13 protein-coding genes are annotated in these 15,640 nt (G+C 45.0%); 11 read left to right on the top strand and 2 right to left on the bottom strand.

Annotated elements, in window-relative coordinates; genetic code table 11:
• Positions 1–17 precede the first annotated feature (17 nt).
• Both AC0YNT_RS15450 and AC0YNT_RS15445 read right to left on the bottom strand, forming a co-directional pair.
• Positions 18–1,169 carry a Ger(x)C family spore germination protein gene (locus tag AC0YNT_RS15450; protein WP_475805412.1) on the bottom strand — a complete coding sequence of 384 codons (1,152 nt, stop codon included), beginning with the start codon at positions 1,167–1,169 and terminating at the stop codon, positions 18–20.
• Positions 1,170–1,201: 32 nt separating this feature from the next.
• Positions 1,202–2,668, bottom strand: coding sequence for a spore germination protein (locus tag AC0YNT_RS15445; RefSeq protein ID WP_475805411.1), 1,467 nt, complete (start codon positions 2,666–2,668; stop codon positions 1,202–1,204).
• Between the two features lie 127 nt (positions 2,669–2,795).
• On the opposite strand from AC0YNT_RS15445, the gene AC0YNT_RS15440 reads away from it, so the two are divergent.
• The 11 genes from AC0YNT_RS15440 (at position 2,796) to AC0YNT_RS15390 (ending at position 15,592) form a co-directional block, all read left to right on the top strand.
• A complete protein-coding gene (locus AC0YNT_RS15440; RefSeq protein WP_475805410.1) occupies positions 2,796–3,488 on the top strand; it encodes a copper homeostasis protein CutC in 693 nt (230 codons plus the stop codon).
• Positions 3,489–3,560: 72 nt separating this feature from the next.
• Positions 3,561–3,827, top strand: a complete 267-nt coding sequence (locus AC0YNT_RS15435; RefSeq protein WP_475805409.1) for a hypothetical protein — start codon at positions 3,561–3,563, stop codon at positions 3,825–3,827.
• Positions 3,828–3,945: 118 nt separating this feature from the next.
• On the top strand, positions 3,946–5,004 hold the full coding sequence (locus AC0YNT_RS15430; RefSeq protein ID WP_475805408.1) for a DUF3626 domain-containing protein: 1,059 nt from the start codon (positions 3,946–3,948) through the stop codon (positions 5,002–5,004).
• Positions 5,005–5,226: 222 nt separating this feature from the next.
• Positions 5,227–6,852: an ATP-binding protein gene (locus tag AC0YNT_RS15425; protein WP_475805407.1), complete on the top strand. Its 1,626-nt coding sequence runs from the start codon at positions 5,227–5,229 to the stop codon at positions 6,850–6,852.
• Between the two features lie 211 nt (positions 6,853–7,063).
• Positions 7,064–9,661 (top strand): phosphoenolpyruvate synthase, encoded by a 2,598-nt coding sequence (ppsA, locus tag AC0YNT_RS15420; RefSeq protein ID WP_475805406.1) that lies wholly within the window; start codon positions 7,064–7,066, stop codon positions 9,659–9,661.
• 429 nt (positions 9,662–10,090) lie between these two features.
• Positions 10,091–11,356: a beta-N-acetylhexosaminidase gene (gene nagZ, locus AC0YNT_RS15415; protein WP_475805405.1), complete on the top strand. Its 1,266-nt coding sequence runs from the start codon at positions 10,091–10,093 to the stop codon at positions 11,354–11,356.
• A gap of 128 nt (positions 11,357–11,484) precedes the next feature.
• Entirely contained in the window at positions 11,485–11,661 is a 177-nt protein-coding gene (locus AC0YNT_RS15410; RefSeq protein WP_475805404.1) for a TetR/AcrR family transcriptional regulator, read from the top strand.
• A 35-nt stretch (positions 11,662–11,696) separates the two neighbouring features.
• Positions 11,697–12,059, top strand: coding sequence for a TetR family transcriptional regulator C-terminal domain-containing protein (locus AC0YNT_RS15405; protein WP_475805403.1), 363 nt, complete (start codon positions 11,697–11,699; stop codon positions 12,057–12,059).
• A gap of 33 nt (positions 12,060–12,092) precedes the next feature.
• The gene (locus AC0YNT_RS15400) at positions 12,093–12,632 is read left to right on the top strand and encodes an NAD(P)H-dependent oxidoreductase (protein ID WP_475805402.1); all 540 of its coding nucleotides are present in this window, start codon (positions 12,093–12,095) and stop codon (positions 12,630–12,632) included.
• Positions 12,633–12,673: 41 nt separating this feature from the next.
• Positions 12,674–13,186 carry a hypothetical protein gene (locus tag AC0YNT_RS15395; protein WP_475805401.1) on the top strand — a complete coding sequence of 171 codons (513 nt, stop codon included), beginning with the start codon at positions 12,674–12,676 and terminating at the stop codon, positions 13,184–13,186.
• A 102-nt stretch (positions 13,187–13,288) separates the two neighbouring features.
• Entirely contained in the window at positions 13,289–15,592 is a 2,304-nt protein-coding gene (locus tag AC0YNT_RS15390) for an ATP-dependent DNA helicase (RefSeq protein ID WP_475805400.1), read from the top strand.
• Positions 15,593–15,640: the final 48 nt, after the last annotated feature.

Here is a 15,640-nt window from a genome sequence, read left to right as displayed (position 1 = left end):
TATGTACCTGCTGAATCTCACATCGAAGAGTTCGTTTGTCCCGGATCTGTGTACCGAAGGTGAACCTCCGCCGTTATCGGCATTTTGCTGAAAGTATCGTTCCAATTCTTCTGTAAAGATTTCCATTCATGAGGATACTTCTGATGCACAAACACACCGAGCCCGAGAATATCTACCTTGTATTGCTTCTGAGCTTTCTGAATCAGCTTGACGACCTCTTGCTCAGCTTCTTGGCTCAGCTTCTTTTGAATGGTTCTGAGATCCTGAGCCTGTGAAGGATCAAGTGAAGAATTGTTTTCCACAATGTTTCCGGTTCCTTGTAATTGGATATGGATATGCATACCTGTTGCGTCCTTGTCCACCCGAATGTGCCTCTGAAGTGACTTAACCCTTAAGCTGATGCTGCCATCCTTATGACTATCAGAAGTTGTCACTGTAAGAGTTCTTTGTGTGCCCTTAATCCAGTTTGCATAATAGGATTCCTCAGGGTTCAAGAAACCGATTAAATGGAGTGCATGCTCTTTATCCAGTATCGCTGCCCCTGAGTAAATGAATTTCTTTTTGGAAGAGTTAGTACTAATGGCTGGAAGCAAGACGGCGCCTCCTTTCGATAACGATTCACACAAAAATTCCCTATAGTAATAAGGCTTCATCCCGAGTGCCATTTGAACACTATACAGAGTCGTACTAATCAAAGCATCGAAGGTAGGCTCAGTTGCAAGGATATCCTTTGCCGTTCCGCCTTTCACGATCCAAATCACGGATCTTATCTCCGATTTCGGGTTGCGTACGATCATATCCAGATATTTAAGAAATCCCTGTCCCGCTACACCTTGTTCCGCTATTCTCTGTCCGACTAGAATCGTTTGGCGATGGGCATAAAATAGGGTGCGAGAGAGCTGCATCTGCAGATTCTGACCCGCATCCATAAAATTTTTCCCGGTGGCGTTGATAACCACGAAGCTTCTTTTTTTACTGGCACCACTATTCTGACTGCTCAACGCAGCTGGAACTGCAATCTGGGAGCTTACTTCGAGCTGGCCATCCTGGCTCAAGTCGAGCCCTCCGCCGATAACAATTGCTAGTTGGTTGGGCTCCTTGAGATTCCAACAGCCGCTGGTTACGGCAGAGAAGACTAATAAGCAAATGATAATCATTGTTTTCTTCATCAATGGATCCCCCTAACAATCAGGTGTATCTGCTAGCTCGTACCCTTACGAGGCCGTCTCCAAAAAACATCCTTCAACTTGCTCTTCTTCGTCGGCGCGATCGGCTGAAGATATGGTGTTCCGAGTGGAGTTAAATGGATGAGGTGGATCATGATCAAAATCAAGCCAAGAGCCACACCAAACAGACCAAATACTCCAGATAAAATCAGCAGTGGAAACCTCAGCATTCTTAAGGGGTAACCGAAACGGTAACGCGGTATTACAAATGAGGAAATACCCGCCGCCGATACAACAATCACGATAGGCGCCGAAATAATTCCTGCCTCGACGGCAGCTTGACCGATTACCAATGCTCCCACAATGCTGACGAGCGGACCAATTTGCTGCGGAAGACGAATCCCAGCTTCCCTCAATCCTTCAAACATAAATTCCATCAAAAACACCTCAATGACCGTCGGAAAAGGGGATTGCTCCCTAAGACCCGTGATACTCATCATAAGTTTTGGCGGCATCATTTCGGGATGATACGTGGTCAACGCGATATAAATGGAAGGGAATAGGATTGAAAAAAGAGCGAACAAATAACGGATCCAACGGTTCATGGTTACATACAAAAAGCGTTCGTAGTAATCGTCCGGGGCTTGAAGTCCATCCCAGAACGTCATCGGTACGACCAGAACGATAGGAGAGCCGTTAACGAAGACAGCTATTCGTCCTTCCATAAGTCCCGCGGATACGACATCTGCCCGTTCGGTACTCATCATTTGCGGAAAAGGTGAATAGTTGGTGTCTTCAATATATTCTTCAATATAACCAGATTCCAAGACACCTTGGATATCAATCGTCTCGATTCTTGACCTTACTTCTTCGAGCAAATTGTCTGATGCAAGACCTCGGATATAAGCGAGAACAACATCGGTTTTCGTTAATTTGCCAATTTGAAAGGTTTCCATTTTAAGATCAGGCGTCACGATAATCCGTCTGAGCATGGTTGTATTCGTTCGCAGCTGCTCGGTAAAGCTTTCACGGGTGCCGCGCAGGGAAGCCTCCGTTGAAGGCTCTTCAATAGATCTGGTCTCGAACTGAGCGACATCAGCCAGAAGGATGGAAGTTTCACCATCAGCCAGGAACGCTACGCTGCCTTTTAAAATATGATCCGCGACTTCTTCGAAGGAGGTTACTCGTGTGGTCTGGAGAGCTGCAACAAATTCTTGATCACACATCTGGGCAAGGCTATCTAATGCCCCAAGTCCTTGAGGAACTCCTTCATATATCAACGGTTTAAGGATACTGGACTGAACAAAATCTTTATCAATCATACCGTCAATGTATACCAGCAGAAGTTTGGCATCATTGTGCAGGGTTAAACGACGGAAGATCACGTCCGAGCAGTGCTCAAATATGGCTATGAGTGTTTGTTCGTTCTCTTTGAGGTTAGAACTGACCGTCCGAGCATTATTCTCTTGTGAAGGGCTGCCTTCATTTGATGACGTTAACAATTATGGCACCTACCACTGGAAATGTTTTGTGTTTCTAGATACTATACCCAAACGTTGAAGAAGCATACTTTGCCGGGTATAGTAGAGCTAACACTGGCATATGTACATGCAATTAGGAGGTTTATACATGCGATTAGAAGTTATTGCAACTTGTATGGACGATGCTTTGACAGCTGAGGCGAATGGAGCAGACCGCCTGGAGCTTATCACGGCTATTACGGAAGGCGGCTTAACGCCAGGGATCGGCTTGGTAGAGCAAGTCGTTTGTGCAGTCCGCATTCCGGTATTCGTAATGGTGCGTCCACACAGCCGCTCATTCGTGTACTCAGAGCATGATATCGATACAATGGCTTTGGAAATAAAGGCGATTGTAAAAGCTGGCGCGGCAGGCATTGTGCTTGGCGCTTTAACACCGGAGGGGAATATTGACGAGCATGCGCTTGAGCGGCTGCTGCCGCTCACCGAAGGTCTGCAAGTGACGTTCCACCGTGCTTTCGATGAGCTGGAAGATCAGCTTGAGGGGTTGCACACACTTATGAAGTATCCACAAATTACACGTGTACTGACTTCTGCCGGGCAGCGGCCGGCGATTGAGTCGGCTCAGGAGATGGCGCGGCTTGTTGCCGCAGCCAGCGAAGGCGAACTGATCATATTGGCTGGCAGCGGTCTTACAACGGAAGACATTACGAGTTTTATTCAAGACACCGGTGTAAAGGAAGTGCATTTCGGATCGGCTGTTCGTCATGGTAAATCCAACTTGTCTCCGATTGATCCGCTGGTGCTTCGGATGCTAGCGGATAACGTGCACGTTTTCAAGTGAACCCATCTGGTTGGGAGTCAACTGCAGTGGAAAGCCTGTGTTGGCAATAAGCATCACGGATATTTTGGCCTAGTGGACCAGCCTGTATATGACGAGGCCTGGCAGTATTATTTCGGCGACCATAATTCAAAGGAACGCCACTCCGAGCAGCGGATCGGAGAAGTAATTAGCGATGCGCTTGCTTCCGCTGACAAGCTGGAGGAGATGGGCCTTCAAGGGCAAGCATGGGCTTGGTCAAATTTTCATATTCGCGATATAGCCCATCAGATGAAGCAGAGTGATAGAAATGCGAAAAGTGTTGTTTTTAGGTTGGATTGGCTTCAACAACCTTGGGGATGAGTGGATGTGGGAGATGTTCTAAGCCATGTCGGAGGCTCATCTGAAGGGGGATGAATATTTATCGAGGTAGCAAGCAATAGGATTTCAAGTTTAATTGATTCTTAAGGATGGTGATGACATGCCAACTGAACGTCGCCTTACGAACTCACAGACCATGGCTTATCTGTATATCAATCAATATGCTAGTACTAGAAGGGCGGCTGCAAAAGAATCAATTCGAGAAATTCTCCAGTTGTCGAATATCCCCTTCGAGATATTTGAGACTTATATCTCAAAATTGCATTCGCAAGCCAGAGTAGCGATGCATTTCCATCCAGACCGCCCAATTGCAGACATGAAAAGCGTAGCGGAAGCATTACTTGAGCAAGGAATCTATAAAAGTCAGTTTGAAACACAGATTTCTAATGGCAGCGTGTCTGCCTATCCTGGTGGTGCCCGGGATGTCTGGGAGAGGGATTTGTTTGGAGGAGCCTATCAGCTGGCGGACGTAACCCACAGTGAAAGACCGAAATACGGAGCGTTGGATGTCATGTTTCATTCTGATGGTCCATCTCCAAGATTTGGGTCATGTTATTTCCTTCTATCTCCTCAGGCATCTTATCGAACTACATTTACATATGGAGGATCCCAGGATTATCCTATTGTACAAGGAACCTATCAAGAATTTGATGATATTATAGCGGCTGTCCTTAAAGACGCATTCTTCCGAGAATATACCCTTGGAGAGAACAATCTCTCACCAAGAAAAGTACTCGAACGATTATTGAACGCCTCAGAAGCACTGATCACTACTCGCCTAAAACAGATGCCTAGTCGAAATCTTAATTATTTTATTGAAGCTCAGGTTCACGGTGATATTACTTTGCAAGATGATGTGGATATTCTTGTGGCAGACCCATCGTTTCAAGAAACTGCAGTAGGGAGAACTTTGGAGAAACTATGTATGAGTTATTCAATAGAGCTTCATTGGCATAAGGGATTTACAATACAAGCTGATGAAGTGCCATCAGATTTCAGGGGTCCAGCTATGCCGTCATTGGCACGAAGAATTGCAAGGGAAAATCTTATTGATGCTAGTATCGTTGGAGCTGCCGTTAATGATTTAAAGCGCAATGCGGATCATTGGAGTGATAGGGGAACCTATGAGGAGGTTCTTCAGGAATTAAAATACATGTGACACGTGTTAGTGCGGCATGGTAAACCTAATTTGCAACAGAAAAGCGCAACAAACTAGATTTTTATACGTCTAAATACTAGCAGGACTTGAAGAAAAAAACTTTTACTTCAAAATGACAAGGATTTCGAACTTAAATATAGTATTCATATACGCAGAAGGATTAAACGCAGCAGGTCAAGTCAACGTCGCTATAGCAAGACTACGAGGCGTAGGTGATATTTCTTGTTTCTTTTTGATTACATCGTGAATCTGGCGATTTTTTCTCTCTTAGTTAGTACACCATTAGTAATCCGTTCGTTTATCAATCTCAGGCCGTTAAAGCATCCGCTGATTTGGAGCGGTCTCTATGCTGGCGTCGTCTCCATTGTTCTCGTTCTATTAGCCGTGAAACAGCAAGGCTACGTTTATGATATCCGCTATGCCCCCGTCATTTTGACATTTGCTTATCTTGGCCCCGTTCCAGGCATAATCACAGGCTTATTCGCCTTGTCTATCCGATTGCTTTCAAGCGGAAATTGGTTCCCCGCCATAGGCGGCTGGTTATTTATTATGATCGTCTTCTCCATCTTACAATCTTACTTTTCCCGTTGGCAGCTGCCGCCCTTTAAGAGAAGCTTGGCGTTGTCAGGTGCTTACATCGTGCTTTACATGACAATCGTGTCTACTTTCCGTATTCTAGTGCATGAGCCACTCTTTCATATTCAGTATTTATTGTTCGTCATATTAGGAGTTCTATTAGGCGGTCTGCTGATTGAATCCCATGAACGTCTGCGTCGTACCATTGCCGAACGAAATGAAATGGAATTGTCGCTTAACGCAAGCGAGTATCAGTATCGCCTCATCGCAGAAAATACATCTGACCTCATCGTGGTGATGGATCCTGATCACTCGATACGGTATTTTTCTCCTTCTCATACGTTTGTGTTAGGATATCCCGGTCTTGCACAGGATCGCGCGGAGCTGGACCGGATCATATGCCCCGATGATGCGATGGTGTTTAACCAAACCGTAGGAAAGATATTGGAGAGGAAGACAACACAATCGATGGAAATTCGATTCCAGCATCAAGACGGGCGTTTAATACCATTTGATTCGCTCTGTAAACCGGTCGAGGGGAAGGGTGGCCGAATTGAGCATATCGTCATCATCAGCCGAGACATCTCCGAGCGTAAAAAAGCGGAGGAATTTCTTTTACAGTCCGAGAAACTGTCCATTGTTGGGGAATTAGCGGCAGGTGTAGCCCATGAAATTCGTAATCCACTGACCACCATCAAAGGGTTTCTCCAGTTGTATAACCTTGAAAATCCCACAATGAAGTACGGTGATTTGCTCCAAGACGAATTGGAACGTATTGAGATCATTACGAGCGAGCTTCTGTCGATGGCTAAACCGCAAGCTAATGCCTTTACCACTACGAATGTCAAAGAGGTCATCGAACAGACACTCGAGTTTTTGGCACCGCAGTTGTTAGTAAACAATATTGAGTTCAAACGCGAATACCAAGGGGAGTATTTCCCGGTTACATGTGTGAAGGATCAATTGAAGCAGGTGTTCCTTAATGTATTTAAGAATGCGATCGAATCCATGCCACATGGCGGAGAAATTCATATTGGCCTGCAAATAGATAACGGAGAATGCCTTATTACTATTCAAGACCATGGCTGCGGTATTCCCGAGGAGCACCTTCATCGATTGGGACAACCTTTCTATAGCTTGAAAGAGAAGGGGACGGGACTTGGTCTCATGATTAGTCATAAAATTATTAAACAGTATCATGGCCGCATCAACTATCAAAGCAAGGTCAACGAAGGCACGAGGATTGAGATCAGATTACCGGTCCACAAATGATGCAAGGAAGAGCGGACAATCAAAAAAAGAACCTGGGCAGCTGCCGAGGTTCTTTTGTATTGCCTATATGTAGACGCAATGTTATAATCAGACCAACACCGTCTTTTTGAGTTAGAGCAAAGTAAGTTCATCTTACAATTTTATTGTAGCATGCCGTTAAAACTCTTGTCAAATGGTTTTTCTCAATTTACTAGTAGTTAGGAGAGATTGAATGACCTCATTCGTAATGGGTTTTAAAGAAATGGAAAACACGGAGCTTTTACTCGTTGGAGGAAAAGGGTTAAATTTAGGGGAATTATCAACAATAGAAGGAATCCAAGTACCAGAAGGATTTTGTGTAACAACAGAGGGATATCAAATCGCCATCGAGCAAAACGAAACGTATCATACTTTACTGAATAGACTAACAGGCTTAAAAGCAGATGATCGTGCTCAAATCACGGAGATCTGCAGGGATATTCGACAACTCATTTTGGATATACAAATCCCATCCGAGGTTGTGGAAGCCGTCACTCATTATCTCTCTGAGTTTGGAGAGGAACATGCTTATGCCGTTCGTTCTAGTGCGACTGCTGAAGATTTGCCGAATGCCTCTTTTGCTGGTCAACAAGACACCTATTTGAATATCATCGGCAAAGAAGCAATCCTGCAGCATATCAGCAAATGCTGGGCTTCACTATTTACGGATCGAGCAGTCATTTACCGCATGCAAAATGGATTTGATCACAATCAAGTTTATTTAGCCGTTGTCATTCAACGGATGGTTTTCCCGCAGGCTTCAGGCATTTTGTTTACTGCTGATCCCATTACTTCTAATCGTAAGGTGCTTTCCATCGATGCGAGTTTTGGACTTGGGGAAGCACTGGTCTCTGGCTTGGTATCGGCTGATAGTTATAAAGTTCGCGATGGAGAAATCTTCGATAAGAGGATAGCAGCAAAAAAAATTGCTATCTATGGACGAAAAGAAGGCGGTACAGAGACAATACAGCTTGATCCCGATCAGCAGATGTCTCAAACACTTACAGAGCAACAAATTTTAGAGCTGGCACGCATCGGAAGACAGATCGAAGAACATTTTGGCTGCCCCCAAGACATCGAATGGTGTTTGGTTGATGATACCTTCTATATTGTCCAGAGCCGTCCGATCACTACATTATTCCCGATCCCTGAAGCAAATGATCAAGAAAATCACGTCTATCTATCTGTTGGTCATCAACAAATGATGACAGATCCCATAAAACCAATGGGATTGTCTTTTTACCTGTTAATTACTCCTGCACCTATGCGTAGAGCCGGTGGGAGATTGTTTATTGATGTTGCACCTAGGCTGGCAACATCTGTCAGTCGGGAAACATTATTAAATACCGTTGGGCCCGATCCGCTCACAAAAGGCGCACTCATGACTATAATAGAGCGAGATTTTATAAAATTGTTACCACCAACTGATCAAACAGCACCAAGTCTAGGTAGAAGTAACATAGATATGCAGGCACAAATTGAAAACAATCCGAACATCGTTGTCGAATTGATTCAAAGTAATCGCGCATCGGTAGAAGAGCTGAAACAGAACATACAGACGAAATCAGGATCGGATTTACTTGATTTTATTTTGGAAGATATCCAGCAATTAAAGAAGATCTTATTTGACCCACGAAGTACGGCTGTGTTTATGTCTGCTATTAATGCTTCATTATGGATCAATGAAAAAATGAATGAGTGGTTAGGTGAGAAAAACGCAGCCGATACGCTGTCTCAATCTGTGCCAAACAATATTACCTCGGAGATGGGTTTGGCGTTAATGGATGTTGCCGATGTCATTCGTCCTTATCCGGAAGTCATTGATTATTTACAACATGTTAAAGATGATAACTTTTTGTATGAATTAGTTAAGTTCGAAGGTGGGCAAGAAGCTCAATTTGCAATCAATGCTTATCTCAATAAATATGGAATGCGATGCGCCGGAGAAATCGATATTTCTAACACGCGTTGGAGTGAAAAACCAATTACACTTGTTCCCATGATTCTGGGTAACATCAAAGCCTTTGAGCCTAATGCCGGCCATCAAAATTTTGAGCAAGGACGCCAGGAAGCTTTGGAAAAAGAACAAGAGTTAATAGAACGATTGAAGCAATTACCGGATGGAGAACAGAAAGCCGCAGAAACAAAACAAAAGATCGACCTCATCCGGAACTTCATTGGTTATCGGGAATATCCCAAATACGGTTGGATTAGCCGCTATTTCGTTTATAAACAGGCTTTACTGAAAGAAGCGGAACAGCTCGTACAAGCGTCGGTCATTTTTGAAAAAGAAGATATATTCTACCTCTCTTTTGAAGAGCTTCACGAAGTCGTACGCACAAACAAACTGGATTATCAGGTTATCAGTGAGCGAAAAAGTGACTATAAATTATACGAAAAACTAACTCCCCCACGTGTTATCACATCTGATGGTGAAATTATTACAGGTGAGTACAAGCGAGAAAATCTCCCTGCCGAAGCTATTGCAGGTCTGCCTGTTTCTTCAGGTGTAATTGAAGGACGAGCACGAGTCATCTTAAATATGGACGATGCTTATCTAGAAGATGGAGATATTCTGGTCACTAAATTCACTGATCCCGGCTGGACACCATTGTTTGTATCCATCAGTGGCCTCGTTACAGAAGTTGGTGGATTGATGACTCATGGAGCTGTAATCGCACGTGAATATGGCTTACCAGCCGTTGTCGGAGTGGAAAATGTCACCAAACTAATACAGGATGGACAGCGAATTCGTGTACATGGGACAGATGGTTATATTGAAATTTTGTAGTTGTTGAAATGGAATGAATACGATAGTTGAATCCAGAAACAAAGGCAGCCGGCCATCTCGACCGGTTGCCTTTGTTTTTTATAAAGCACAAGATCGCAAGAAAGTGGTACAATTTGGTGGTCATTTTGAAATTTATCTTACTAGAGGTGAGAATAGGTTGCTTAGTTTTAGAAACAACTGGATGGAAACATTGTCGCATCTTAATTCGTCATTATTAGTAATCTGTTTGAGGCTTGAGGCACTGCCTTGCTTGTAGACACTGTTAATAGTGGTCAAGGCTATGAAATTCCGAAAGCCCAGACAAATGAGCTGAGAAAGATTATTTATAAAGGTTGAAGCCGTGCATGTCTTTACGGGCATGCCAACGTATAAGCTCGCTTCTTGCAGGTGTATAATACTACCAAATAGTAGCTTAAACAGGAGGTTCAAATGCGATTTCATCGATTCTCTTTTGTGTACGCAGCGGCATTGTTCCTCATATTACTTTCCGGATGTAGTACTGCGCACTCAGATTCAAATGCTTCCGAGGCGCCGCCTTCATCAACAAATAGTTCGGTATCAACAGCTCCGCAGCCTGTAGTCCACGAACAGCCAGCTGCTGATCAGATAACCGACTTGGTTGCTAATATGAGTTTGTCTGAGAAGATAGGTCAAATGGTGTTGGTTGGGATGGACGGTACGGAAGTGCAGCCCGAGATTAGTTCGCTAATAAAGGAACGCCAAGTGGGCGGAATCATTTTATATAGCAATAATATAGTATCCGCATCACAAACGAATAAGCTTGTAAATGAACTAAAGCAGATCAATCATGATGCTGGCGGAAAGCTGCCGCTTCTCTTGAGCGCGGATCAGGAGGGAGGGCGAGTTTCTCGTTTACCAAAGGAAATAACGTCGTTCCCCGCGAGTAAGACCGTTGGCAGCACGAATGACACAAAATATGCTTATCAAGTTGGTGCTGCACTAGGTGAAGCGATGAATGCCGTCGGCCTTAATACCGATTTTGCACCGGTGCTTGATGTAAATACGAATGCCAACAATCCAGTCATCGGCGACCGAGCTTTTGGAACTACTGTAAAAGTGGTCAGCAGCATGGGTGTGAATGAGATGCTTGGAATAAAGTCGCAGGGAGTTATACCCGCTGTTAAGCATTTTCCCGGCCATGGCGATACTTCCGTTGACTCTCACTTCGGGTTGCCAGTAGTCAATCACGATCTTCAGCGACTTCGCTCCATAGAATTCGTGCCGTTTGGTTCAGCAATTAAGGAAGGCGCTCCTATAGTGATGGTCGGCCATATTCTAATGTCTAAACTTGATCCCAATACTCCCGCTTCGATGTCCCGCACTGTCATTCAAAACTACCTTAGAGGTGAGCTGAAATTTGACGGTGTTGTTATCACTGACGACATGACGATGGGGGCTGTAGAAAAGTTTAAGGCGATAGGTCCCGCTTCTGTGCAAGCTGTGTTGGCAGGTTCAGATATTATTCTTGTCGGACATGATTTGACACAGCAACAAGCAGTACTAAATGCTCTAATGACTGCAGCGAAAAGCGGTAAAATTCCGCAATCGGTTATTGATGCCAGCGTATATCGCATCGCAAAGCTTAAGCAAAGCTTCAACTTATCGGATCAACCAACTTCGCTTGCCAATGTGTCTGCGTTGAATCAGCATATCCAAGCTGCCCTGAAAAAATAAAGTGATCGTACTATATGTGAATACCTGAAGGTGCTCGATATTTGTGCGCAAGACGGTATTCACTTTTTTGAAACAGTTATGGACTGATCGTTCCAAAACAAATATAATGCTCTTGAGAGGTGAAAAATATGGCCCGGCCTAGAGAATTCGACCGTGAGCATGTGCTCCAGCAAGCAATGCATTTATTTTGGTCCAGAGGATATGAAGCGGTTGCGATTCCGGATCTACTGAAGCAGACCGGTCTTAGCAGATCTAGTCTTTACGAGTTTTCGTTGATAAGCAATCGCTGTTTATCGAAACTTTAAACCACTACAAGCATATCGGGGACCGTAAACGAGATGTGCTAAGAAACGCGCAGTCGGTTAAGGAAGGGATTCAGAACTATTTTACTCAGCATATCGATATGTCTGTAGACGAAGCTCTTCCTCGCGGGTGCTTTATCACCAATACCGCTGTTTCGCTCGATCAAGCGGACGAACAAGTACGCCGGTTAATTGAGGAAAGATTCGAAGGTCTGGAGAAAGAGTTTTATCTATTGCTCGAGAAGGGTCAACAATCAGGGGAAATAACGCAGGATAAAAATATTGTAGAGTTAGCGCGCTTATTCAATGGCTTAAATCACGGTATTAGTATCATGGCTAGAGTGAACCAAGACCGCCTTGTCCTATTGGATATGGTGAACGCAGCTCTTAAGCTATTGTGATTGAATCGTATTCGAAAGGAGGTAGAATGACTTATGAAAATACTTGTTATTGCATCGCACCCGAACTTGGCGTCATCGCGTGCCAACAAACGAAGATTGACCGAGATACTGAAGGTTCCTGATATAACGGTTCGTCACTTGGACACTGAATATCCGGATTACCAGATTGATGTCGCGAAGGAGCAGAGCCTATTACTCGAGCACGATCGTATCATCTTACAATTTCCGTTCTATTGGTACAGTTGTCCAGCCTTGCTGAAAAAATGGCTTGAGGACGTGTTGATGCGGGGATGGGCTTACGGCCCCGGAGGAGATAAGCTGAAAGGCAAGACGTTCGTGCTTGCCATTACGACTGGCGGCTCGGAAGAAGGATATCAGGCAGGCGGCTACAACTGGTCGTCAATCAGTGAATACACGAAACCACTACAAGCGACAATAACGCGTTGCAACGGTATTTTTGCTCCATCATTCGTGTTGCATGATGTGAGGAACGCTTCGGATGAAGACCTTGAACGGGATGCCCGGCAATATATTGCCTATATTACGGGTCCGCAGGGCAGTGTGTTTCACTAACATGAACGTTCGAGTAATTGAGAAATAGAGGTGATTTGTGATTGAGCATTAAAACTAAAATACTATTAATAGGTGTACTCTTATTCGATATAATTGGTTTGGGTTGGTTTGCTCATTTTTATTTAACTAGAGAATATTCTTTTTGGCACACGAAAAACACTGATTTATCTATAGCTAAGCCATATGGATATTATTTGGGCGAAAGTCTAGACGATGAGGCTTTCAAAGGAAAACCAATGACTAAAATTAATAATGCTATGTATGATTATTTCCAAGTAGATCAAGGCATTGATGTGGCTGTTAATAAAGAGCATAAACTTATTCGCATTGTTCTAAATAGTGATGGTTTGGAAGTTGCTAAAGGAATTAAGGTTGGTTCTCAATTATCCGATGCGATGGAAGTGTTTGGCGGATCTTATTACAAACGGAGAGAAGAGCAGATGTCTGATCCTGTAATAGGCTATGTTGATTGGAAAAAGGACATGACAATAGAGTTTTGGTCAAAGAATGGTTTAATTACCGAAATTCGAATGGATCGTTCATTCGTACAATAAGAAGTTTTTATGATCCTGTTCACCAGTCTTTACTACCGAACATCCGTTTGGTATAGTCGAGTTAATACTAATAATGGACCGGATAAGGGCGAGGAGAGCGGTATGACGAAAACTGTGCATTTATCCGTACGATCGCTGGTCGAATATGCCTATCAAAGTGGAGATATCGAATCAGGCTTTAGATCTGCCACATCACTTCAGGAAGGGACCCGCACACATCGGCAGATCCAACAGCAGTATGGCGAGCAGGATGCAAAAGAGGTCTACGTATCGGCGGAGATTACTCGCGAGGACCTGTTGTTTGTTATAGACGGCCGTTGCGACGGGCTGCTTCAGACGGATGACGGGCTGACCATTGACGAAATTAAATCCTTTTCCGGGCGAGTGCCCGTCCTTATGGAGGAGACGTACCCCGTTCACTGGGCACAGGCGCAGTGTTATGCCTATATGGTTGCGAAGGATCGAGAGCTCGAATCGATGCGCGTTCAGTTGACTTACGTACAAATAGACAGCGGGGAAAGCCATCAATTCGTACGTACGATGACATTTATGGAGCTCGAGGAGTTCCTCCACGATATGGTTAATCGATATTATCCTTACGCCTCGTTAAAAAGCCAACATGCCGAAAAGCGAAATGCCAGCATTAAGGAACTGGGCTTCCCGTTTCCATCGTATAGGGAGGGGCAGCGCAAGCTAGCAGCTTCCGTATATCAGACGGTATCGGATGGGCGCAAGCTGTTTGCAAAGGCACCAACTGGCATTGGCAAGACCATGTCAACTTTGTTTCCGGCAGTGAAAGCGATTGGTGAAGGACTACTGCAGCGTCTCTTTTATTTGACAGCCAGGACGACAACGCGGGCTGCTGCGGAAGAGGCACTTGAGATGCTGCATGAAGGCGGTCTGCATCTACATACCGTTACGCTCACTGCAAAGGATAAGGTGTGCTTTAAAGACGAGGTACGCTGTAGTGCCGAATTTTGCGAATATGCAAAAGGGTATTATGACCGCGTTGGCCCTGCGCTTCTTGATATGCTTGGTAACGAAACAAAGATGACGCGCGAAGTCATCGAGCGTTATGCCCGTAAACACCAGGTCTGTCCATTTGAATTCTCGCTCGATGCTGCCTATGCGGCTGATGCGGTTGTCTGTGACTACAATTATATTTTCGATCCCCGAGTCAACCTGAAGCGGCTGTTCGAGGAGCAGAAACGGCAAACAGCTCTACTCGTAGATGAAGCACACAACCTCGTCGACCGGGCGCGCGAGATGTATTCGGCCGAGCTGCAAAAAGCGGATTTTCTCGAGCTGCAACGCGCAAGCAAAAACATCCGCCCGCTTGTGTATCAATCGGCGAAGGCAGTGAACAAATACTTCATCGCGCTTCGTAAATCGATCGAAGAGAATGACAGTAGCGCAGAAGACGTAGCTGCGGAGCGTGAATTTCCCGATGAGCTGCTTGATCTATTAGAGTCGCTGGTTGGTGCTGTAGAACAACAACTGGCGGTGGGAGATACAGATCCGCTGCTGTCGGACGTCTATTTCGGCTGCCAGCATTTTTTACGCATAGCCAAGCTATACGACGAGCGATATATCACCTACGCTGAAAAAGAACGCAGCGACATCCGGTTGAAGCTGTTTTGCCTCGATCCGTCGCATTTGCTGCGGCAGTATGCTAAAGGCTACCGGGCACAAATTTTGTTCTCCGCGACGCTGTCGCCGCTTCATTATTTCATAGACATGCTGGGCGGAGACGCGGAGACGGATTACTCTGTCGTCATTCCATCGCCGTTCTCACCGGAGCAGCTCGATGTCCGGATTGAACGGCTGTCGACCCGCTATCAGGACCGGGAGCGGACGATGGATCAAGTCGTTCGTTTACTTCACGAGATGGCCAGCCGTCACCAGGGCAATATTCTCGTGTTCTTCCCATCTTACGCGTATTTAAACGGTGTATATGAGCGGTTTATGGATTTGTGGGATAACGAAAAGATAGAGGGTCGTACACTCGTCCAGAGGTCAAATATGTCTGAGGATGAGCGAGAGACTTTTTTGGCCTCATTCGCAACAGGTAATAAAGGCACACTGATCGGGTTCGCCGTCATGGGCGGCATCTTCTCGGAGGGTATCGATTTGGTTGGGGACCGATTGACCGGCGTTGCTATCGTCGGCGTTGGCCTGCCGCAGGTTGGGCCGGAGCGGAATATTATCAAAAATTACTTCGACCACCAAGGGAAAAACGGTTTCGAATATGCCTATGTATTTCCCGGCATGAACAAGGTACTGCAGGCGGGAGGCCGGCTTATCCGCTCGGAACAAGACCATGGAACGCTATTACTCATCGACGACCGATACACACAACCGCAGTATGCCAGACTTCTGCCTCCTGAGTGGCGGAGTATGTTCTGAAAATTGGAAGTTGAAATACGATAGTTAATTGTCGCATGAAAGTCGCAT

This window comes from Paenibacillus sp. J22R56, assembly GCF_056269375.1.
Note: the sequence above shows the minus strand (reverse complement) of the source record. Positions and strands in the feature narration are given on the sequence as shown.

Excerpts from the sequence above, each read along its gene's own strand:
- AC0YNT_RS15450 (WP_475805412.1), bottom strand. The coding sequence starts at position 1,169 with ATGAAGAAAACAATGATTATCATTTGCTTATTAGTCTTCTCTGCCGTA.
- AC0YNT_RS15440 (WP_475805410.1), top strand. The coding sequence starts at position 2,796 with ATGCGATTAGAAGTTATTGCAACTTGTATGGACGATGCTTTGACAGCT.
- AC0YNT_RS15430 (WP_475805408.1), top strand. The coding sequence starts at position 3,946 with ATGCCAACTGAACGTCGCCTTACGAACTCACAGACCATGGCTTATCTG.
- ppsA (WP_475805406.1), top strand. The coding sequence starts at position 7,064 with ATGACCTCATTCGTAATGGGTTTTAAAGAAATGGAAAACACGGAGCTT.
- nagZ (WP_475805405.1), top strand. The coding sequence starts at position 10,091 with ATGCGATTTCATCGATTCTCTTTTGTGTACGCAGCGGCATTGTTCCTC.
- AC0YNT_RS15410 (WP_475805404.1), top strand. The coding sequence starts at position 11,485 with ATGGCCCGGCCTAGAGAATTCGACCGTGAGCATGTGCTCCAGCAAGCA.
- AC0YNT_RS15400 (WP_475805402.1), top strand. The coding sequence starts at position 12,093 with ATGAAAATACTTGTTATTGCATCGCACCCGAACTTGGCGTCATCGCGT.
- AC0YNT_RS15390 (WP_475805400.1), top strand. The coding sequence starts at position 13,289 with ATGACGAAAACTGTGCATTTATCCGTACGATCGCTGGTCGAATATGCC.